The organism is Mesorhizobium sp. DCY119 (assembly GCF_003590645.1).
In the GTDB taxonomy this organism is placed as follows: Bacteria; Pseudomonadota; Alphaproteobacteria; order Rhizobiales; family Rhizobiaceae; genus Mesorhizobium_M.
Window position 1 is genome coordinate 2,341,042 of record NZ_CP031834.1, and the last position, 18,772, is coordinate 2,359,813.

General features: G+C 62.2%; 16 protein-coding genes and 2 pseudogenes. 5 read left to right on the forward strand and 13 right to left on the reverse strand.

Annotated elements, in window-relative coordinates:
• Positions 1–46: 46 nt before the first annotated feature.
• Together DZG07_RS11300 and DZG07_RS11305 are read right to left on the reverse strand one after the other, a co-directional pair.
• Positions 47–217 carry a hypothetical protein gene (locus DZG07_RS11300; RefSeq protein WP_091912345.1) on the reverse strand — a complete coding sequence of 57 codons (171 nt, stop codon included), beginning with the start codon at positions 215–217 and terminating at the stop codon, positions 47–49.
• Between the two features lie 51 nt (positions 218–268).
• Positions 269–1,054: a TSUP family transporter gene (locus DZG07_RS11305; protein ID WP_119817043.1), complete on the reverse strand. Its 786-nt coding sequence runs from the start codon at positions 1,052–1,054 to the stop codon at positions 269–271.
• A 104-nt stretch (positions 1,055–1,158) separates the two neighbouring features.
• On the opposite strand from DZG07_RS11305, the gene DZG07_RS11310 reads away from it, so the two are divergent.
• Entirely contained in the window at positions 1,159–1,590 is a 432-nt protein-coding gene (locus DZG07_RS11310) for a TerB family tellurite resistance protein (RefSeq protein ID WP_119817045.1), read from the forward strand.
• A gap of 28 nt (positions 1,591–1,618) precedes the next feature.
• Here DZG07_RS11310 and DZG07_RS24205 read toward each other — a convergent pair.
• The 8 genes and pseudogenes from DZG07_RS24205 to DZG07_RS11355 form a co-directional block, all read right to left on the reverse strand.
• Positions 1,619–3,354: pseudogene (locus DZG07_RS24205) on the reverse strand (dipeptide ABC transporter ATP-binding protein).
• Positions 3,351–4,223 carry an ABC transporter permease gene (locus DZG07_RS11325; protein WP_197716848.1) on the reverse strand — a complete coding sequence of 291 codons (873 nt, stop codon included), beginning with the start codon at positions 4,221–4,223 and terminating at the stop codon, positions 3,351–3,353. The pseudogene DZG07_RS24205 and the gene DZG07_RS11325 overlap by 4 nt, the downstream one beginning before the upstream one ends.
• On the reverse strand, positions 4,220–5,167 hold the full coding sequence (locus DZG07_RS11330; RefSeq protein ID WP_119817051.1) for an ABC transporter permease: 948 nt from the start codon (positions 5,165–5,167) through the stop codon (positions 4,220–4,222). Before DZG07_RS11330 ends, DZG07_RS11325 begins: the two co-directional genes overlap by 4 nt.
• 172 nt (positions 5,168–5,339) lie before the next feature.
• Positions 5,340–6,820 (reverse strand): annotated as a pseudogene (locus tag DZG07_RS11335) (ABC transporter substrate-binding protein).
• Between the two features lie 178 nt (positions 6,821–6,998).
• On the reverse strand, positions 6,999–8,276 hold the full coding sequence (locus DZG07_RS11340) for an acetylornithine deacetylase/succinyl-diaminopimelate desuccinylase family protein (RefSeq protein WP_119821633.1): 1,278 nt from the start codon (positions 8,274–8,276) through the stop codon (positions 6,999–7,001).
• Positions 8,277–8,388: 112 nt separating this feature from the next.
• Positions 8,389–8,889 (reverse strand): RidA family protein, encoded by a 501-nt coding sequence (locus tag DZG07_RS11345; protein WP_119821635.1) that lies wholly within the window; start codon positions 8,887–8,889, stop codon positions 8,389–8,391.
• Positions 8,890–8,954: 65 nt separating this feature from the next.
• Positions 8,955–9,413: a cytochrome c gene (locus tag DZG07_RS11350; RefSeq protein ID WP_348626418.1), complete on the reverse strand. Its 459-nt coding sequence runs from the start codon at positions 9,411–9,413 to the stop codon at positions 8,955–8,957.
• 5 nt (positions 9,414–9,418) lie between these two features.
• Positions 9,419–11,020 (reverse strand): flavin monoamine oxidase family protein, encoded by a 1,602-nt coding sequence (locus DZG07_RS11355; RefSeq protein ID WP_091912362.1) that lies wholly within the window; start codon positions 11,018–11,020, stop codon positions 9,419–9,421.
• A gap of 312 nt (positions 11,021–11,332) precedes the next feature.
• On the opposite strand from DZG07_RS11355, the gene DZG07_RS11360 reads away from it, so the two are divergent.
• The 4 genes from DZG07_RS11360 (at position 11,333) to DZG07_RS11375 (ending at position 16,451) form a co-directional block, all read left to right on the forward strand.
• A complete protein-coding gene (locus DZG07_RS11360; RefSeq protein WP_091912364.1) occupies positions 11,333–11,758 on the forward strand; it encodes a L,D-transpeptidase in 426 nt (141 codons plus the stop codon).
• 148 nt (positions 11,759–11,906) lie between these two features.
• Positions 11,907–14,756: a molybdopterin oxidoreductase family protein gene (locus tag DZG07_RS11365; RefSeq protein ID WP_119817057.1), complete on the forward strand. Its 2,850-nt coding sequence runs from the start codon at positions 11,907–11,909 to the stop codon at positions 14,754–14,756.
• Positions 14,753–15,520 (forward strand): 4Fe-4S dicluster domain-containing protein, encoded by a 768-nt coding sequence (locus DZG07_RS11370; protein ID WP_119817060.1) that lies wholly within the window; start codon positions 14,753–14,755, stop codon positions 15,518–15,520. The genes DZG07_RS11365 and DZG07_RS11370 overlap by 4 nt, the downstream gene beginning before the upstream one ends.
• Before the next feature lie 4 nt (positions 15,521–15,524).
• Positions 15,525–16,451, forward strand: coding sequence for a DmsC/YnfH family molybdoenzyme membrane anchor subunit (locus tag DZG07_RS11375; protein ID WP_119817063.1), 927 nt, complete (start codon positions 15,525–15,527; stop codon positions 16,449–16,451).
• A gap of 29 nt (positions 16,452–16,480) precedes the next feature.
• On the opposite strand, the gene DZG07_RS23850 is transcribed toward DZG07_RS11375, so the two are convergent.
• The 3 genes from DZG07_RS23850 to DZG07_RS11385 form a co-directional block, all read right to left on the reverse strand.
• On the reverse strand, positions 16,481–16,651 hold the full coding sequence (locus DZG07_RS23850; protein ID WP_162931599.1) for a hypothetical protein: 171 nt from the start codon (positions 16,649–16,651) through the stop codon (positions 16,481–16,483).
• A gap of 67 nt (positions 16,652–16,718) precedes the next feature.
• The gene (locus DZG07_RS11380; RefSeq protein WP_119817066.1) at positions 16,719–17,699 is read right to left on the reverse strand and encodes a lipid A biosynthesis lauroyl acyltransferase; all 981 of its coding nucleotides are present in this window, start codon (positions 17,697–17,699) and stop codon (positions 16,719–16,721) included.
• A gap of 33 nt (positions 17,700–17,732) precedes the next feature.
• Complete coding sequence (locus DZG07_RS11385; protein ID WP_119817069.1) at positions 17,733–18,761, reverse strand: zinc-binding dehydrogenase; 1,029 nt, start codon at positions 18,759–18,761, stop codon at positions 17,733–17,735.
• Positions 18,762–18,772 lie beyond the last annotated feature (11 nt).

An 18,772-nucleotide genomic window follows, 5' to 3' on the forward strand; every position in this document is an offset into this window, starting at 1 on the left:
GCGACCAAAAGCACCCGGCAATGTGCCGGATGCTTTGGTGAAAGTTCTAGACGCCCTTCAGCAGGCAGCCTGCCGCAAGCACGATATAGGCGATGGTCAAAATCCAGACCGACGCCAGAGGAATAAACGCCAAAACACCGAGCGCGGCTATGACACCGATTACGGCGATCACGAGTGAAATCAGGAAAACGATTTGGGTGGGCGCACTGAGATTCATGGTTGTCTCCCTCCGCATGATTCGTGCAATGAGAGTGTAACCCCTGGGCGCTCAGACGCCAAACATCGTCCGCAGCGGGTTGGTCGGGTCTGCCAGCAGCTTGATCGCCAAGGCAATGCAGGTCAGCACCAATAGCGGCTTGATCAGCTTCGCACCGCTCTTGATCGCCAGGCTGGCGCCGACACGTGCGCCGAGGAACTGCGCGACGCCCATCATCAGCCCGATTTTCCACGAGACGACGCCGACGAAAGCGAAGACGGCAAAGCCGCCGATGTTCGAGGCGAAGTTGAGAAGCTTGGTGTGCGCCGTCGCCTTGACCATGCCGTAACCGGCGAGTGCTACGAAGGAGAGCATCAGGAAAGAGCCGGTGCCGGGGCCGAAAACGCCATCATAGAAGCCGATTGCCGGCACGATCGTCAGCCCGAAGAGGAATGGCGTCAGGCGCTGCACGCGGTCGACATCGTCCATATTCGGCTTCAGCGCGAAATAAAGCGCAATTGCAATCAGCACGATGGGTAGGACCAGGCGCAGCAGGTCGCTGGGCAGGACAGTTGCCAGAAGAGCCCCAAGAATGCTGCCGAGACAGGCCAGCAGCGCCGACGGCAGTTGCTTTTTCAGGTCGACATGGCCCTTGGCGGCGTAGGTGATCGTGGCCGAGCCGGTGCCGAACAGGCCCTGCAGCTTGTTGGTGCCGAGCGTCTCGATCGGCGAGAAGCCGGCAAGCAACAGCGCCGGAATTGTGATCAGCCCGCCGCCGCCAGCGATTGAATCGATGAAGCCGGCAATAAAGGCTGCCGCGGCAAGAAGCGCGATTGTTTCGGAAGCAATGTCGAGCATGGGATTGGCTGGCGGGAAGAATTAACCGCTTCGACCACAGGAGACCCGTTTGCGCAAGCCGGATTTCGCGCTACCAATCGCCGTGAGGGAGAAACGAGGATTCCATGGCTGCTAGCCTGCTTACGCAAATACGCAATCTGTTTGAGGGCGACCCCGGCGTCCGCAAGGTTGCCGACGATCCGGTGCTGTCGGCCGAGCTTCTCCTGCTGTTCCGCATGATCCTTGCCGACGGCACGGTCAGCGAAAGCGAGATGGAGGTGTTCCGCCGCATCTGTGAGGAATCCTTCGGCATTGGCGGCGATAGCCTCGATGCGGTTGTCGAATATCTCAACGATTATGGCTACGAGACCACCGGCGCGCAGGCCGCGGCGCTGTTCCGCGACCTCGATATCGAGCGGCGCAAGCTGCTCGCCCGCCATATGGCCGAGATTGCCAAGGCGGACCATCAGCTTGCGGAAAACGAAGTGCGGCTGCTGAGGCGCACGCTGGATATGCTGGGGATCAGCCCGGTGGACGTGGTGAAACCGGAGGGGTGAAACGTCGCCGCTTAGTTCGTCCGGCCGTTCACCCCTGTTCCTGCAATCTTTTCGCAATCGCCCGGCGCAGATCCGGCGTGGCGGCGACCAGCGCTTTTCCGGCCTCCGACTGCGGGTAGTCGAGAACCTCGTTGGTCCTGCCTCGCTCGACGATCCTGCCCTCATGCATGACCATGACCTCGTCGGTGATGGCGCGGGCGACAGAAAGGTCATGCGTGATGAAGAGATAGGCAACGCCGAGCCGCTGGTTAAGGTCGGCGAACAGGTCGAGGATTTGCGCGCGGATCGACACGTCCAGCGCCGAGACCGGTTCGTCGGCAACGACCAGCTTCGGCCGCGTGATGATGGCGCGGGCGATCGACAGGCGCTGCCGCTGGCCGCCGGAAAACTCGTGCGGATATTTGTCCATGTCGGCAGGCTTCAGTCCGACTTCATGCAGCGCGCGAGCCACCATCTCGCGCCGCTCGCCGGCGTCGGGCTGCTTTTCCAGCACATGCAACGGCTCGGCCACCAGCCGCTCGACCTTGTGACGGGGATTGAACGAACCGTAAGGATCCTGAAACACCACCTGCATGTTGCGCCGCGCCGGTTTCAGCTGGGCTTCGTCCTTGCCGGTCAAGGTTTCGCCCATGAAGCGGATAGCGCCGCCGGTGGGCTTGTCCAGCGCCAGGATCATGCGGGCAAGGGTTGATTTTCCGCAACCGGAACGGCCGACCAGCGCGGTCGACTGGCCCTGTTTCATAGAGAACGAAACATCATTCACCGCGCGAACCGGCTCCGGCTTGCGGAGCCAGGATGTGCGCCTGCCGGGATAGTCGCGAGTGATATTTTCGACGGAGAGCAGTGGCGTTCTCTGCCCCCTCGAGGGGCCGGCCGCGGAGCGGCCAGAGGGGTCACCTCGGCAGTGCTCGGCGCATGGGCGGTTCCTCCTGCGCCAACCCCCTCCGTCGCCCTTGGCGACATCTCCCCCTCGAGGGGGGAGAAAGGACGGCGCGCTGGCACATGCATCGATGCCAAAGCCAGTTGCCGCGTATAGGGATGTGACTGCTCCGACAGCGTTCGCGCCGTGTCGCCTTCCTCCATCACCTCGCCATGGCGCATGATGGTGATGCGATCGGCCATTTCGGTGACGACCGCCAGATCGTGCGAGATCAGCAGCAGTGCCATGCGGGTCTCGTCGACCAGATCGCGCAGCAGATCGAGAATCTGCGCCTGCAGCACGACGTCGAGCGCGGTGGTCGGCTCGTCGGCAATCAGCAGTTTAGGCTTCAGCGCGCAGGCAATCGCGATCACCACGCGCTGGCGCTGGCCGCCCGACAGCTCGTGCGGATAGCGTGACAGCGGAAATTTTGCCTCGGGCAGGCCGACGCGGTCGAGGATTTTGCGGGCGCGTTCTTCGGCCTCCACGCGGTTCGCGCCGGTGTGCCAGCGTATGCCCTCCGCGACCTGCTCGCCGATCGTCTTGACGGGGTTCAGCGCCGTCATCGGCTCCTGGAAAACCATGCCGATATCGTCGCCCCGCAGGGCGCACATCTGGTCTTCGGTTGCAGCCAGGATATCGATGCCATCGAAGCGGACTTTGCCTTGCGCGCGCGCCGCCTGCGGCAGAAGCTGCATGATGGTCAGCGCCGTCATCGACTTGCCAGAGCCGGATTCTCCGACAAGCCCCATGACCTCGCCGGCACCGAGCGTCAGGTCGATATTCCTTAGAATCGGGGTGTTGCCGATCGACAGCGTCAGGTTTTCGATTTCCAGCAGGCTCATCGCTGCCGCCGCAGTTTGGGGTCGATGATGTCGCTGATGCCGTCGCCGAGAAGGTTGAGGCCGAGCACGGTGAAGACGATGGCAAAGCCGGGGATCAGGGCGAGATAGGGCGCCACCATCATGCGCGTCTGCGCGTCGAACAGCATGCGCCCCCAGCTAGGCATTGGCGGCTGCACGCCGAGCCCGACATAGGAGAGGCCGGCTTCGGCCAATATGCCGAGCGCGAATTGGATCGTGCCTTGCACGAGCAGCAGGTTGGCGATGTTGGGCAGTACGTGCTCGACGGTGATCTGCGTCTTGTTCTTGCCGGCAGCGCGCGCTGCGAGAATGAATTCGCGCGGCCATATCGCCAGCGCGCCGGCCCGCGCGACACGGGCGAAGACCGGTATGTTGAAGATGCCGATGGCGATGACGGCGTTGATTGCGCCCGGCCCGAAGATCGCGGTGATGATCACCGCCGAAAGCAGGGCAGGGAAGGCGAAGACGAGATCGTTGAAGCGCATCAACAAATCATCGACGAAGCCGCCGCGCGCCGCTGCCCAGCAGCCGAGCGGAACGCCAAGCCCCATGCCGATGCCGACCGCCACCAGCGCCACCGCGATGGAACTGCGCGCGCCGACCATGATCATCGACAGCACGTCGCGGCCGAACTGGTCGGTGCCGAACAGATGCGTTGCCGAGGGCGGCAGCATACGGTCGGCGACGATCAATTTCGTCACGTCGTAAGGCGTCCAGAAGAACGACAGCAATGCCATGCCGGCGATAAGCGCGGTGATGACGAAGCCGATAACGAAGGAGCGGTTGCGCAAGGCCTGCGCGACGAAGCCGGCCTCTGGCGGGTTGGTTGGTTCTGTTGCCGGCATCGTCATCGGTTGGTCCTCAGGCGAGGATCGACGATCGCGTAGGACAGATCGACCAGCAGGTTGACGATTACCACCACCGCGACCAGCAGCATGACCACGCTTTCGACGACGATCAGGTCGCGCTGGGTGATGGCCTGGAAGATCAGCCGGCCGAGGCCGGGGAGATAAAACACATTCTCGATGATGATGGTGCCGGCGAGCAGGAAGGCGAATTGCAGGCCGAGAATGGTCACCACCGGGATCATCGCATTGCGCAGCGCGTGCCGCCACAGAACCGTGCGGCGCGGCATGCCCTTGGCGCGGGCGGTGCGGATATAGTCCTCGCCGAGCACTTCCAGCATGGCCGAGCGAGTGACGCGGGCAAGGATCGCCGCTTGGGGCAGGGCAAGCGCAATCGCCGGAAGGATCAGGGCTTTCAGCGCCGGCCAGACCCCAGCGCTCCAGCCGGGAAAGCCGCCGGCCGGCACCAGCCGCAGCCAGACGGCGAAAATGTAGATAAGCAGCAGGGCGAACCAGAAATTGGGAACGGCGACGCCGATCTGCGCTGCGCCCATCGAGATGGTGTCGGCGGCGCGGCCACGCCGTTCGGCCGAGAAAATGCCGACGGGAATGGCGATCAATGTCGACAGCGCCAGCGCGGTCAGCGCCAGCGGCAGCGATACCACGACGCGCTCGGCGACGAGATCGATGACCGGCACGGAATAAGTGTAGGACTTGCCGAAATCCAGCGTCAGCAGCCCGCCGATCCAGTCGAAATAACGGACGATCACCGGCTGATCGAGGCCCATCTGGTCGCGCAGCGCCTGCACTGCGTCCGGCGTGGCGTTCATGCCGAGCATCAGCCGGGCCGGATCGCCCGGCACGATCTCCAGCATCGAAAACACGACGATGGACGCGACTGCGAGCGTCGCGATGCCGATCAGGAGGCGCTTGAGGAGGTAGGCGGTCATGGTGGGACTTACCCTCCCCCTTGCGGGGAGGGTCGATCCGCGAAGCGGAGCGGGGCGGGGGTGGCTATGCTCGGTGACGACGGTGAAAGGTCTAGACCCCCACCCCGTCTCACCGCCATTGCTGCGCAATGGCCGCTCGCCGACCCTCCCCGCAAGGGGGAGGGTAAGAGGGTCACTCCGCCCACTTCACCTTGGTCAAATCCGTCGCCTGGATCGGCGCGTTGTCCCACAGGCCCTCGACCTTGGCGTCCCATACGCCGATCTTGGGCAGTTCGAACAGGAAGCCGACCACGGCGTCGTCAGCGAGGATCTTCTGCGCCTGGCCATAGAGTTCCTTGCGCTTGGCCTCGTCGGAAGTCAGGTTCAGTTCCTCGATGACCTTGTCGAAGGCCGGATTGTCGTAGTTGAAGTAATAATCCTTGCGCGAATAGATATCGATGTCGTTCGGCTCGGTGTGCGAGACGATAGACATGTCGTAATCCTTCTCGGTGAAGACCTGCTTCAGCCAGTCGGCCCATTCGAGCGGGATGATCTCGGCATCGATGCCGATTTCGCGCAGTTCCGAAGCGATGATCTGGCCGCCATCACGGGCGTAGGGGGGGGCGGCAGCTTCAGCGTGGTCTTGAAGCCATTTTCGAGGCCTGCTTCCTTCAGCAGTTCCTTGGCCTTGGCGACATCGTGCGGATAGGTGCCGGTGAGATCGACATAGGCCGGATTGTGCGGGGCGAAATGCGAGCCGATAGGCACGCCGAAACCGTTCGAGGCGCCATCGATGATCGCCTTGCGGTCGAGCGCGTAGGAGATCGCCTGGCGTACCTTGAGATTGTCGAAGGGCGGCTTCTTGTTGTTCATCGACAGGATGGTTTCGCCTTCCGTCGAGCCGATCACCACCTTGAAGCGCGGGTCGGACTGGATCTGCGGCAGGCCATCGCCGAGCGGCATATTGGGGAAGGCCTGAACGTCGCCCGAAAGCAGGGCAGGGATCGCGGCCGCGGCATCCGGAATGATACGGAACTCGGCCTTGTCGAGGAACACGGGATCGCCCCAGTAGCCGTCAGCCTTGACGAGCTTGATGGACGAACCCTTGGCCCAGCTTTCGAACTTGAACGGCCCGGTGCCGATCGGCTTTTCCTTGTTGGTTTCGGCCGATTCCGGCGCGACGATCACCGCGTCGCCCCAGCCGAGATTGTAGAGGAAAGAACCCTGCGGCTGCTTCAGCGTTACCTTCACCGTGGCCGGATCGACGACTTCGACCGTATCGATTGCTGCGAACAGGGTCTTCTGCGCATTGGTCGAGTTTTCGGCGCGGGCGCGGTCGAGCGAGAATTTCACGTCGTCGGCGTTGAAGTCGGTGCCGTCATGGAATTTCACGCCGGTATGCAGCTTGAACGTATAGACCTTGCCGTCGTCAGAGACGGTCCAGCTTTCGGCCAGATCCGGCAGCACTTCGCCCTTGGAGCCGATGCGCGTCAGGCCCTCGAAGACGTTGGCGTAGACGACTTCGTCGATTGCGGCGGCAGCACCCGCTGTCGGGTCGAGATGCGGCGGCTCAAGGACCACGCCGAGCACGAGATCGGTGCGCGCCGCCATCGCCGCGGTGCTTGAAGCCAGCGCGAGTGCCGCTGCCGCCAGGATCGTCTTCCAGGATTTCATCGTCACCAACTCCCATTCCCCTCAGTTGTCTGCCGGTCAAACCGGTTCCCGTTCGTTCGAAATCGACGGATAGAAGCGTGAATTCGCAGCCGAGTAAATCACGTTTGTTGCTGGCTAACGCCTCAAACGGAAATCTTTTTTCCTTTCAAAACCATCGCGGCGGCAATTCGCGCAAAAATCAACGCGCCTTGCCGCGCAGCAAAAGGTCGAGGCCGATCGCCATCACCTTGGCCGATTGCACCATGTCTTCGATGCCGACCCACTCGTCGGGGCGATGGGCGAGATCAAGAATGCCGGGGCCGTAGGCGATGCAGTCATAGATATGGCCGATGCGGGCGACGTGCTTCTGGTCGTAGGTGCCGGGCGAGATGACGTAGTCCGGCTCGCGGTCGAATATTTCGTGGATGCCTTGCGCGATGGCCTTCACCACCGGCGCGTCGCGCTCGGTCATGGTCGGCTGCACTTCCATGATGTCGCGGATGTCGTAGTCGAATTTCGGCCGCTCGCGCTTCAGCCGGTCGAGGATCGACGTAACCTCGCTCTTCACCTCGGCGATGTTTTCTTCCAGCAGGAAACGCCGGTCTATGGTCAGCCGGCACCAGTCCGGAACATTGGGCGAGGGCAGGCCCGGGCGGAAATCCTCGGTCTGGCCGCCATGGATCGAATTGATGTTCATGGTCGAGCGCCGCGCACCCTCGGGTACCACCGGCATTTTTGTCTGCTTGCGGTCGAGCGCGGGGAACAGCTCTTCCTCGAAGGCTTGCAGCACCGCACCCATATGGCGCACGGCATTGTCGCCGAGGAAGGGCATGGAGCCATGCGCGATCTCGCCCTTGGTTTCGATTTCGGCCCACCACACGCCGCGATGGCCAAGGCAGATGCGGTCCTTGTTCAGCGGTTCGGGAATGATGACGTGGTCGACGCGCGGCTTGGAGAAATAGCCCTTGCCGGCGAGATAGGCGACGCCGCCATAGCCGCCCGATTCCTCGTCGACCGTGCCGGAAATCTCGATCGCGCCGGGAAAGTCCGGATAGACATCCATGAAGGCTTCGACCGCGATGATCGAAGCGGCCAGCCCGCCCTTCATGTCGCAGGCGCCGCGGCCATAGACCCGCCCGTCCTTGACCACGCCGGCGAAGGGGTCGACGGTCCAGCCATCGCCGGCCTCGACCACGTCGATATGCGAGTTGAAATGAACCGTCGGGCCGGGGCTGCGGCCGTCGAAGCGGGCAACGACATTGACGCGCGGATAGCGATCTGTGTCTCCCGGCGTGCCTTCGCCGCGAATATATTCAACGCCGAAGCTGCGTTTCTTCAACCGCTCGCCGATATATTCGGCGCAGGGGCGATAGGCTTCGCCGGGCGGGTTGATGGTCGGAAAGCGGATCAGGTCGGCGGTGAGCGCGACCAGATCATCAACCCGGTCTTCGATTGTTTTCAGCAGTTTTTCATTCATGCGGGCGACGCGAACCGAAACCTTTTGACGATCGCATTCAGTGTTGCGCATCGCTTGCGTGAAGTCGAGGCAAGAACACCGCCCCGGTAGGCCGGGGCGGCAAAAGCATGCTTTACGGACGCACCGCCGTCACCTCGATCTCAACCAGGAAGCCCGGGGCTGCAAGACCGGCAACCTGAAACACCGAGCGCGTCGGCAGGTTCGGCTGCTCCTTGGTGCCGAAGAACTGGGTGTAGCCTTCCATGAAGCCTGAGAAATCCATCTTGCCGTCCTTTGCCGGGTCGCCGACAAGGAACACCTGCATCTTGATGACGTCGCTCATTTTCAGGTCGAGGCCGGTGAGCGTCTTCTCGATGGATTTGAGTACCGATTCGGTCTGGGTCTTGGTATCGCCATAGGCGGCCAGAGAACCCTTTTCGGCCTTTTCATCGACCACCGAGGGCACGGCACCGCTGATATAGACGGTCGTCTTGCCGGCGGGTACCTCAACGGCCTGGGCGATCGGGAAGTCCGAATTCGGGATCTTGTGGCGCACGACATCTTCCGCCAGCGCGCTTCCCGCAATCATCAAGCCAGCCACCAGCGTGGCGGCGCCGATCCGCATCTTTTTCATCGCATTCTCCTTCATCAGATAATTGGCGAGGCGGCGGAAAGTAGAATTCCGCCGCCTCTCAGTTGTCATCGGCTACCGGCGACATCCTCGGCCGTCACGGCATCCTCGTAGTTGTTGCCGAAGTGGGTCCGCACATAGTTGACCACGGCAGCAATCTGGTCGTCGCTCATCATCTTGCCGACCGGCGGCATGCCCTTCAGGCCGTTCAGCAGAATGGTGATCGGGTAGCCGCTGGCCTCCAGATTGGCATTCTTGGCCAGCGCCGGATAATGGCCGGCGCCGACCGCACCCTGACCTTCGCTCATGTGGCAGGCGGCGCAGACGTTGGCGTAGAGTTCTTCACCGGTCTTTTCGGTGAAGTTGTTGCCGGAGCTGAAGGTGACGCCCGCCGAATCAGCAAGTGCGCCCGACATAGTGAACAGGCCGAAAGCGGCAGTGGCGGCGAGGCGGCTGAGCGCCCGGGAAGAGTGGGTGGTCATGATGACATGCCTTCCGGAATTGAGGGGAGAGGGATGGATCGTCATGGCCATCACCCCGCAACCACGCGCTGGTGCAACCGGGTGATCGCATCCAGCGAGGAGAGTATTGCCCCCTCCATCCAAGCCGGGATGTAGGATGCGTGTTCGCCGGCAAGCACGATGCGCCCGTCGATCTTGCACAGGTTTTCGTAGTGCTCCTTGCGCGCCTCGTCCGTCCAGTCGCCGGCGCAGCCCAGCGTGAAGGGCGACCGGTGCCAGGCCCAGGAAACGCCGTTCTCGAACTCATCCTTGTATTGTGGATGGATCTGCGAGCCATAATCGACCGCGCGCTTGACCCGCTCTTCCGGTGACATTGAGGTGAACTCGTAGGAATTCGGCCCGTTCCAGGTGTAGCAGCCAAGCAGCACGCCCTTGCCTGCCTTGTTGAAGTCGGTGCTCGGATAGGAAATCTGCGTGATCGGCAGATCGGTGTAGCTGACGCCGCCGAAGATCAGTTCGTCCTCTTCCCAGAAACGGCGCTTGAACTGCAGCCCGACCTTGACCGAGGAAGCATAGGGCACCGCCTCGATCGCTGCCTGCATCGGTGCGCCGACATTGATCTCGATCTGGCTGAGGATGGTCAGCGGGATCGTGCAGACGCACCAGTCGGCACTGGCCTGCTGGGTCGTTCCGGGCTTCTGCGTGTCCTCATAGGTGACGGTGACGCCCTTGTCGTCCTGCGCGATCTTGGTCACCTTGGCATTGTAGGTGATGAGGTCGCCGACTTCCTTGGCGAAAGCCTTGCCGATCATGTCGATGCCGCCGACCGGCTGAAACATCGTCGTCTGGAACTCATAGAGCGCAAAGTTCTCCAGGCTGCCCCAGAGGCCGGAACTCAGTATGTCCGACAGGTCTATCGGCTTGCCGGGCACCGGCACTGCGGTGAGACCGCCGCCGGGGTCCTTCGCATAGCCGCGATATTCGCTCGTATGCAGGCTTTCCTTGTAGGAATAGTCGCTATCAAGCGCGCCCCATGACTTGAGCGCCTCGAGCAGCATTTCCTGGTCTTCCTTGGTGACGTCGCCTTCAAGCTTGCCCTTTTGGGTGACCTTGGCGAGCAGTTCGGAGACATGGCCCTGGAAATCCGTCTTGATGTCACGGATGCGCTGGGGCTTGCCGCCGAAGGCCTTTGACGAATGCAGGAAAGCGTTGTGGTTGATCTGCTGGAATGGCTGCAATGTCACGCCAAGGCGCTTGCAATAGGCGAGCAGACCGTTGTGGTGATAGGGGATGCGCCACGGGCCGGGATTGACGTAAAGCCCTTCGTCGAACTCGCATTTCTGGGTCGCGCCGGCGATGTCGGTAAAGCTGTCGCCGCCGCGAATGGTCCAGTTACGGCCGCCGGGGCGGGCGTTATATTCTAGTATTTGTACTTTGTAGCCGGCTTGCCTTAGTTCGAGCGCGGCCGTCATGCCGGCAAGGCCCGAACCCAGGATAAGCACCGAGGCGCCCTTCGGATCGCCTTCCAGCTTGATCGGCCCCTTGTAGCCGGATTCACTCGCCAGCCCCAGGCTGGTCATCGCCTGATACATGGCAGCGCTGCCGGCCGTCATGCCGATCAGGGACAACAGCTTGCGCCGGCTCAAACCGGTAAGTTGAGAATATTGTTGCATTTTTCATCCCTCCGTGGCGGCGGCTCGCTTAGGGGTCGCGCCGTTTCGTACTGGAGTGCGATTGGTTCGCTCCAGTCGCATGGATGAACCTATGCCGATGCCTCGCAGTGTCAACGGAGGCATTCCAGATGGAACAATGGTCCAAGGGTTCTGGTGCAATCTGCGTGGCTGTCGCCGTCCGGTGGCGGTGAGGATGTCAGGTTACGCCGTTGCTGTGACGTATTGGCCACAGCAAATTTACCCGGTGTATAGAATTTCACAGTCTTCTTGGGTCGCGAGCTGTAAAGCCTCGGAAAGAAGGGGGCTATTCACATGTACAAAGCAATGCTTTTCGCGATTACGCTTGTGCTTTCTGGTGCGCCAGTTCAGGCCATGGCAGATAATCTTGTGGCCAGGGTCAGTGTCTCGTCGCAGACGATGACGGTCAGTAAACAGGGCCGTGTCATCCACACCTGGAGAGTATCGACCGCTCGGAAGGGCTTTTCCACACCACGAGGAAGCTGGCGGCCGACGCGCATGCACCGCATGTGGTACTCGCGCAAATACGAGATGTCGCCGATGCCTTACTCGGTATTCTTCCGCGGTGGCTATGCCATCCATGGCACCGGCTACGTCAAGCAGCTCGGGCGGCCGGCATCGCATGGCTGTGTGCGCCTCGCGACCTCGAACGCGGCGCAGTTCTATTCCCTGGTCAGGGAAATGGGGCCGGGCAACACGCGGATCATCGTCACCAACTGATTGATTCGAAATTCCAAGCCCAAACCATATTCCGCAATCACTTTGCGGCATGTCGTTTATGTCTAGACGAAAATTGCCGTGAAATGACGCCTTCGGGCATTTCATTTCAGGCGTGCGCTCTATAGGAATCGGCAGAGGAGCACTGCCGATGACATCCGAGCCGCGTCTTGCGCTATCGACGCCCGTTGCCGACGAGGTCCGCAAGACCACCTGCTACATGTGCGCCTGCCGTTGCGGCATCAATGTGCATATCAAGGACGGCAAGATCCGCTACATCGAGGGCAACCGCGACCATCCGGTCAATCGCGGCGTGCTCTGTGCCAAGGGTTCGGCCGGCATCATGCAGCATTATGCGCCGGCAAGGCTGCGTGCGCCGCTGAAGCGCACCGGCCCGCGCGGTTCCGGCGAATTCCAGGAAATCTCTTGGGAAGAAGCGCTGACGATCGCCACAGGCTGGCTCGATGGCGTGCGCCACGACGACCCGAAGAAGCTCGCCTTCTTCACCGGGCGTGACCAGTCGCAGTCGCTCACCGGCTTCTGGGCGCAGCAGTTCGGCACGCCGAACTATGCGGCGCATGGCGGCTTCTGCTCGGTCAACATGGCGGCTGGCGGCATCATGACCATCGGCGGCGCATTCTGGGAATTCGGCGCGCCCGACTGGGACAGGACCAAGCTTTTCGTGATGTTCGGGGTCGCGGAGGACCACGATTCCAACCCGATCAAGATGGGCATCGCCAAGGTCAAGAAGAACGGCGCGCGCTTCGTCTCGGTCAATCCCGTGCGCACTGGCTATTCGGCCGTCGCCGACAACTGGATAGGCATCCGCCCCGGCACGGACGGGCTGCTGATCCTCGCGGTCGTTCATGAACTGCTCAAAGCGCGGAAGATCGATGTCGATTACCTCGTCCGCTACTCCAACGCACCCTGGCTGGTCATCGATGCGCCGGGAACCGCCGAGCACGGCCTGTTCGCGCGCGATGCCGATGGCAAGCCGCTGATCTTTGAAACGGTCACCGAGCGCGCCGTACCTGTCGGCACGAAAGGCGCTCGCCCGGGATTGTCAGGCCGCCATGAACTGCCCGATGGGCGTTTTGCCGTGCCGTCCTTCCAGCTTCTGGCCGAAAAATATCTCGACCCGAAATATGCGCCTGAAGCGGCTTCCGTCGAAACCGGCGTGGCTGTCGATGTCATTCGCGGGCTTGCTGCAGAGATCGCCCGCGTTGCCTTCGATGAGGCGATCACCGTCGAGCAGCCCTGGACCGACGTGCACGGCGAACGCCATCATCACTTCGTCGGCAGGCCGGTGTCGTTCCATGCCATGCGCGGGCTTTCGGCCCATTCCAACGGTTTTCAGACGGCGCGGGCGCTGCACATGCTGCAGGTGCTGATCGGGGCGGTCGATTGTCCCGGTGCATTCCGCTTTGAGCCGCCTTATCCCAAGCCGTTGGAAGCGCACCCGACCCCGCATGGCAAGGCCGAGCATTTCGGCTCGGCCAAGCCGCTGTCGGGACCGCATCTGGGTTTCCCGCGCGGGCCGGAGGATCTGCTCATCGACGCCGAGGGCAAGCCGACCCGCATCGACAAGGCGTTTTCATGGGATGCGCCGATTTCCGCCCACGGCTTGATGCATATGGTCATCGCCAATGCCCATGCCGGCGATCCTTATCCGATCGATGTTCTGTTCCTCTACATGGCCAACATGGCCTGGAACTCCTCCATGAACACCGCCGGCGTCATGAAGATGCTGGAGGACAGGGACCCCGAGACCGGCGAATACCGCATCCCGAAGATCATCTATTCCGATGCCTACGCCTCGGAAATGGTCGCCTATGCCGATCTCGTATTGCCCGACACGACCTATCTGGAGCGGCATGACTGCATCTCGCTGCTCGACCGGCCGATCTCCGAACCCGACGCCGTGCAGGACGCCATCCGCTGGCCGGTGGTCGAGCCCGACCGTGATGTGCGCGGCTTCCAGAGCGTGTTGATCGATCTCGGATCGCGGCTGAAGCTGCCGGCCTTTGTCGATTCACGCGGCACGGCGATCTACAAGGATTATGCGGACTACATCGTGCGCCACGAGCGCCGTCCGGGCATCGGGCCGCTGGCCGGGTTTCGCGGCCTGAATGGCGACAAAGCAGGGCGTGGCGCAGCCAATCCCGACCAGTTGAAGCGCTATATCGAGAACGGCTCGTTCTTCTCTGCGCATATCCCGCTCGAGGCGCAGTTCTTCAAGCATGCGAACCAGGCCTATCAGGACTTTGCCGTGCGCATGGGCTTCTTCGACACGCCGCAGCCGGTGACGTTCCAGCTTTACAGCGAGCCGCTGCAGAAGTTCCGGCTATCGGCAGAGGGCCTGCGCGCGCCTTTTGCACCGGAAACGCATCGCCAGCGCATCCTGGATAGTTTTACGCCGCTGCCCGACTGGTATCGGCCTTTCGAGGAAGCGCTGGTCGACCGCGAGACCTATCCTTACCACGCCATCACGCAGCGGCCGGCGGCGATGTATCATTCCTGGGGTTCGATGAACGCCTGGCTGCGTCAGATTCACACCCGCAACCCGCTCTATGTGCCGGGGCCGATCTGCGACGAGCATGGCCTTGTCGACGGGGACTGGGTCTGGGTCATCTCGCATCACGGCCGCATCAAGGTCGAGATCGCGCGCATGGAGGCGGTCAATTCCTCGACGATCTGGACCTGGAACGCCATCGGTAAACGCAAGGGCGCCTGGGGGCTCGACGAGAATGCGCCGGAAGCCAAAAAAGGCTTCCTGATGAATCACTTGATCCACGAACTTCTACCGCCGAAGGGCGATGGTATGCGCTGGTCGAACTCCGATCCCGTCACCGGACAGGCGGCCTGGTACGACCTGCGCGTGCGCATCGAGAAGGCGGAACGGGCGCAGATCAGCGAGCCGCATTTTCCAGCCGTCGCCGAGCCGGGCAGGCCGCATGCCCATGTCGAAGAACTGCGCTACGGGCAGGAGTGGACGAAATGACCATGCTGCCCGCCCAATCGACGCCGAAGAAGCTCGGGCTCGTCATCGACCTCGATGTCTGCGTCGGCTGCCATGCCTGCGTCGTCAGCTGCAAGGAATGGAACACCGGCGGCTACGGCTCGGCCCTGTCCGATCAGGACCCATACGGTGCCGACGTTTCCGGCGCGTGGCTGAACCGCGTCCACACATTCGAAGTGATGCCGGAAGGCGGTGAGATCGTCGGCGAGGCGGGTGATGCGCGCATCGTGCATTTCCCGAAATCCTGCCTGCATTGCGAGGATGCGCCCTGCGTCACCGTGTGCCCCACCGGCGCGTCCTACAAACGGTCAGCCGACGGCATCGTGCTGGTCGACGAGGACAAGTGCATCGGCTGCGGGCTATGCGCCTGGGCGTGCCCCTATGGCGCACGCGAGATGGACGTTGCTGCCGGCGTGATGAAGAAATGCACGCTCTGCATCGACCGCATCTACAACGAGACCTTCGAGGAAGTGGACCGCGTGCCGTCCTGCGTGCGCACATGCCCGGCCAATGCCCGGCATTTCGGCGATCTTGCCGACCCGCACTCCGATGTTTCGATTATGGTTGCGCAGCGCCGCGGCATGGATCTGATGCCGGAGCAGGGCACGCGGCCGGTCAACAAATACCTGCCGCCGCGCCCGCGAAAATCCCTTGCCGACAGCGCGCGGGGTTTGCCGCTGGCGGAAAACACCGAAGGCGCGAAGGGTTTTTTCGCCTGGCTCGACGGCATGCTGGATCGTATCTAACCCCATGCATCCGGCTCCCTCGATCATCCTCTTCACGACCTTGTCCGGCCTCGGCTACGGCCTTGCCGCCGTTCTCGGCCTCGGCTTGCTCGATCCTGCTGCAATCGCGACGAAATTGGCCCATGTGCTGGCGCTGGCCTTGATCGGCGGCGGGCTTCTGTCCTCGACGCTGCATCTCGGCAATCCGCAGCGCGCCTGGCGGGCGCTGTCGCAATGGCGGTCTAGCTGGCTGTCGCGGGAAGGCGTCATGGCGATCCTCACCTTCCTGCCGCTTGTGTTCTCGACGTGGATGGCAATCTTCGAAAACCGCTATCTGCTGCTTCCCGGCCTGCTTGGCACGGTGCTCTGCCTCGTCACCGTTTATTGCACCGGCATGATCTATGCCTCGCTGAAATCCGTGCAGACCTGGCACACGCCGCTGACGCCGCTCTGCTATCTGCTGTTTGCTGTTGCCGGCGGCTTTGTCCTTGCGGGGTTTCTCGCCTTCTGCGGCAGCGGCGGGACCGTTCTCGTTCCGATCCTGGCTATCGTCTCTCTTATCGCAGCCTGGGCGGTGAAGGCGCTGTGGCGCGACCACATGAAAAGGCTGGTGCCGCTGTCGACGCCCGAAAGTGCGACCGGTCTGGGCAGTATCGGCCATGTGCGCCTGTTCGAGCGGCCGCATGTCACCGAAAACTATCTGACGCGGGAAATGGGCTTCAAGGTCGCGCGCAAGCATGCAGGCAAGCTTTGGCTTGTCGCCCTGATTGCGGGCGGATTAATTCCGGCCTTGCTGTTTCTTGGCCTGTTGTTGACTGGTGCGGAAAACGGGCTGTTTCCCGCCTTCATCGCCGCGCTTGCCATTGTGATTCACGCGCTTGGCATGCTGACGGAGCGCTGGCTGTTCTTCGCGGAAGCCCGGCATGCGGTGATGAATTACTACGGCGGTTGAAGGTTGCAGCCGTTGCTTGGCCGGGAGAATTAGCCCGCCGGCCGCAGTTTGCGGCGCTTGTCCAGGGCAGCCAAACGTTTGATCAGCCTCTGGATCGCCAGCTTCTGCGCGTTGCGCTCAGGGCGGTGCTGCAGACCCCAAGGTGTCCACAGTGCTGCGCCTGCGGTGTTCGATTGGTTCTTTGCGGTCCGTTTGTCCATAGCCATTCTCATTATCACGAAATATGAACGGCTGAAATCGGACTTTGTTACGACCAGAAAACCTCTATCACGCCGATGTGTTTGGCGTTTGGGCAGGTGCCTGCTTGCGACCGCGTCCACGCTTCTTTTTCGACAGCACCCAGCGCTTGTGGAACCACATCCACTGACCCGGATCCTCGCGCACCCAGCGCTCGACGAGATCGTTGACGAGTTGGGCCGTGGCGGTCAGATCGACCGAGCCGTCGGCTTCGCGCGGCAGTTCGAGCTTGTTCTCGATCACCAGTCTGAACCGGTTGTTCGGCAGGCGGATGCAGCGGGCAGGGTAGACGTCGCAATCATATTGCCGGGCAAGTTTCGACAGAAGCGGGCTAGTCTCGCACTCGCGACCGAAAAACGTCGTGCGCAGGCCACGCATGAATTTCTGGTCGACGAGCACGCCGATGGTGCCGTTGTTTTCCAGGATGCGGGCCAGCGTGAAAGACGCGCCCGTCTTGGAGGCGAGCAGGTCGCCCATGGTCGAGCGGCGCGTCGAGAGGATGTAGTCGGCGATGTAGGGATTGTTGGGCGGCCGAAACAGTGCCGTTACCTTCATGCCGAAGGTAGCACCCGCGATCGGCAGCAGTTCGAAATTGCCGAGGTGGCCGGTGAACAGGATATGCGGTTTCTGTTCCGCCGCGATGTGCTCGAAGATGCGCTCGCCCTGCACTTCGACGCGGCCGGGTTGCGTGGCTTTCGGATCGTAGTCGAAGAGCTGGTCGAGGAAGATGTATTCCGCCGCCAGCCGGGCCATGTTGCCCCACATGTCGAGCGCGATGGAGCGGATTTCGTCTTCGCTCTTTTCCGGAAAAGCCTGGCGCAGATTGTTAAGCGCTACCTGATGACGCCCGACCAGCGGGCCGACACGGCGGCCGGCGCGGTCGGCGAAGTTCAGTGCCTTGTCGGTGGGCAGCAGGCGCAACATGGATAGCAGCGCCTTCGCAAGCTGCGCAACCAGCCAGTAGTTGGCCATCTTGAGCCGCTGCGACAGGCGGTAGAGGAAGGCTTTCACGGTCTCACCGGGCCTGTAGCTTGAGTAACTGCATCAATTGACGCGCAGGATGATCTTGCCGAACACGTCGCGGCCTTCCATGCGCTTCAACGCGGCGTCGATGGAATCGAAGTCGACCTCCGTGTCGATCACAGGCGCGACCAGACCGGCGGCCATCTTCTGCATCGCGTCGGCCATGTTTTCCATGCGGCAGCCGAAGGAGCCGAGCAGTTTCAGCTGCTGCTGGAACAGCATCATCAGGTTGATCTCGGTCGAAACGCCCGAGGTAGAGCCGCAGGTGACGAGGCGGCCGCCGCGCTTCAGGCTGAACATCGAACCGGCCCAGGTGTCCTTGCCGACATGTTCGAAGACGACATCGACGCCCTTCTTCTTCGTCAGCTTGCGCACGACGCCCTCAAAACGGTCCTCGCGGTAATTGATGACGTGGTCGGCGCCGAGCGCCTTGGCCTTTTCGATCTTGTCGTTGGAGCCGACGGTGGTGATGACCGTGCAGCCCATCTTCTTGGCAAGCTGGATCGCGGCGGAGCCAATGCCAGAGCCGCCTGCATGGACGAGTATCGTCTCGCCGGGCTGGAGCTTGGCGTTGTCGAACAGCATGTGCTCGACCGTGCCGAAAGTGACAGGCGCGACAGCCGCGCCGATATCGCTGACGCCGGGAGGGGCAGGGACCAGCAGGCGCGCCGGCAGGTTGATCTTCTCCTGGGCAAAGCCGTCGAGATGGAAGCCATGCACGCCGGAAACGTGCTCGCAGAGATTGTCGCGGCCTTCGCGGCAGGGGCGGCAGAGGCCGCAGGTGCGCGCGCCATAGATCGAGACGAGCTGCCCTGGTGCAAGGTTCGAAACGCCGGGGCCGACGGCCTCGACTTCGCCGGACGCTTCCGCGCCGACGACCAGCGGCAGCTTGCGCTTGGCAAATGCCATGCCGCGCCAGCCCCAGACATCGATGTGGTTGAGCGCCACGGCCTTGATGCGCAGCGTGACCTCACCGAGCGCCGGTGCCGGCGGCTCCGGAAGGTCAACCGTTTCGAGGCGGCGGTCTTCGATGAGTTGCAGTGCGCGCATATGTTTCCGGG

Coding starts and splice junctions, on each gene's coding strand:
- DZG07_RS11370 (WP_119817060.1), top strand. CDS start 14,753: ATGACCATGCTGCCCGCCCAATCGACGCCGAAGAAGCTCGGGCTCGTC.
- DZG07_RS23850 (WP_162931599.1), bottom strand. CDS start 16,651: ATGGACAAACGGACCGCAAAGAACCAATCGAACACCGCAGGCGCAGCA.
- DZG07_RS11355 (WP_091912362.1), bottom strand. CDS start 11,020: ATGCAACAATATTCTCAACTTACCGGTTTGAGCCGGCGCAAGCTGTTG.
- DZG07_RS11325 (WP_197716848.1), bottom strand. CDS start 4,223: ATGACGATGCCGGCAACAGAACCAACCAACCCGCCAGAGGCCGGCTTC.
- DZG07_RS11300 (WP_091912345.1), bottom strand. CDS start 217: ATGAATCTCAGTGCGCCCACCCAAATCGTTTTCCTGATTTCACTCGTG.
- DZG07_RS11375 (WP_119817063.1), top strand. CDS start 15,525: ATGCATCCGGCTCCCTCGATCATCCTCTTCACGACCTTGTCCGGCCTC.
- DZG07_RS11330 (WP_119817051.1), bottom strand. CDS start 5,167: ATGACCGCCTACCTCCTCAAGCGCCTCCTGATCGGCATCGCGACGCTC.
- DZG07_RS11305 (WP_119817043.1), bottom strand. CDS start 1,054: ATGCTCGACATTGCTTCCGAAACAATCGCGCTTCTTGCCGCGGCAGCC.
- DZG07_RS11345 (WP_119821635.1), bottom strand. CDS start 8,889: ATGAAAAAGATGCGGATCGGCGCCGCCACGCTGGTGGCTGGCTTGATG.
- DZG07_RS11350 (WP_348626418.1), bottom strand. CDS start 9,413: ATGACGATCCATCCCTCTCCCCTCAATTCCGGAAGGCATGTCATCATG.
- DZG07_RS11385 (WP_119817069.1), bottom strand. CDS start 18,761: ATGCGCGCACTGCAACTCATCGAAGACCGCCGCCTCGAAACGGTTGAC.
- DZG07_RS11340 (WP_119821633.1), bottom strand. CDS start 8,276: ATGAATGAAAAACTGCTGAAAACAATCGAAGACCGGGTTGATGATCTG.
- DZG07_RS11310 (WP_119817045.1), top strand. CDS start 1,159: ATGGCTGCTAGCCTGCTTACGCAAATACGCAATCTGTTTGAGGGCGAC.
- DZG07_RS11360 (WP_091912364.1), top strand. CDS start 11,333: ATGTACAAAGCAATGCTTTTCGCGATTACGCTTGTGCTTTCTGGTGCG.
- DZG07_RS11365 (WP_119817057.1), top strand. CDS start 11,907: ATGACATCCGAGCCGCGTCTTGCGCTATCGACGCCCGTTGCCGACGAG.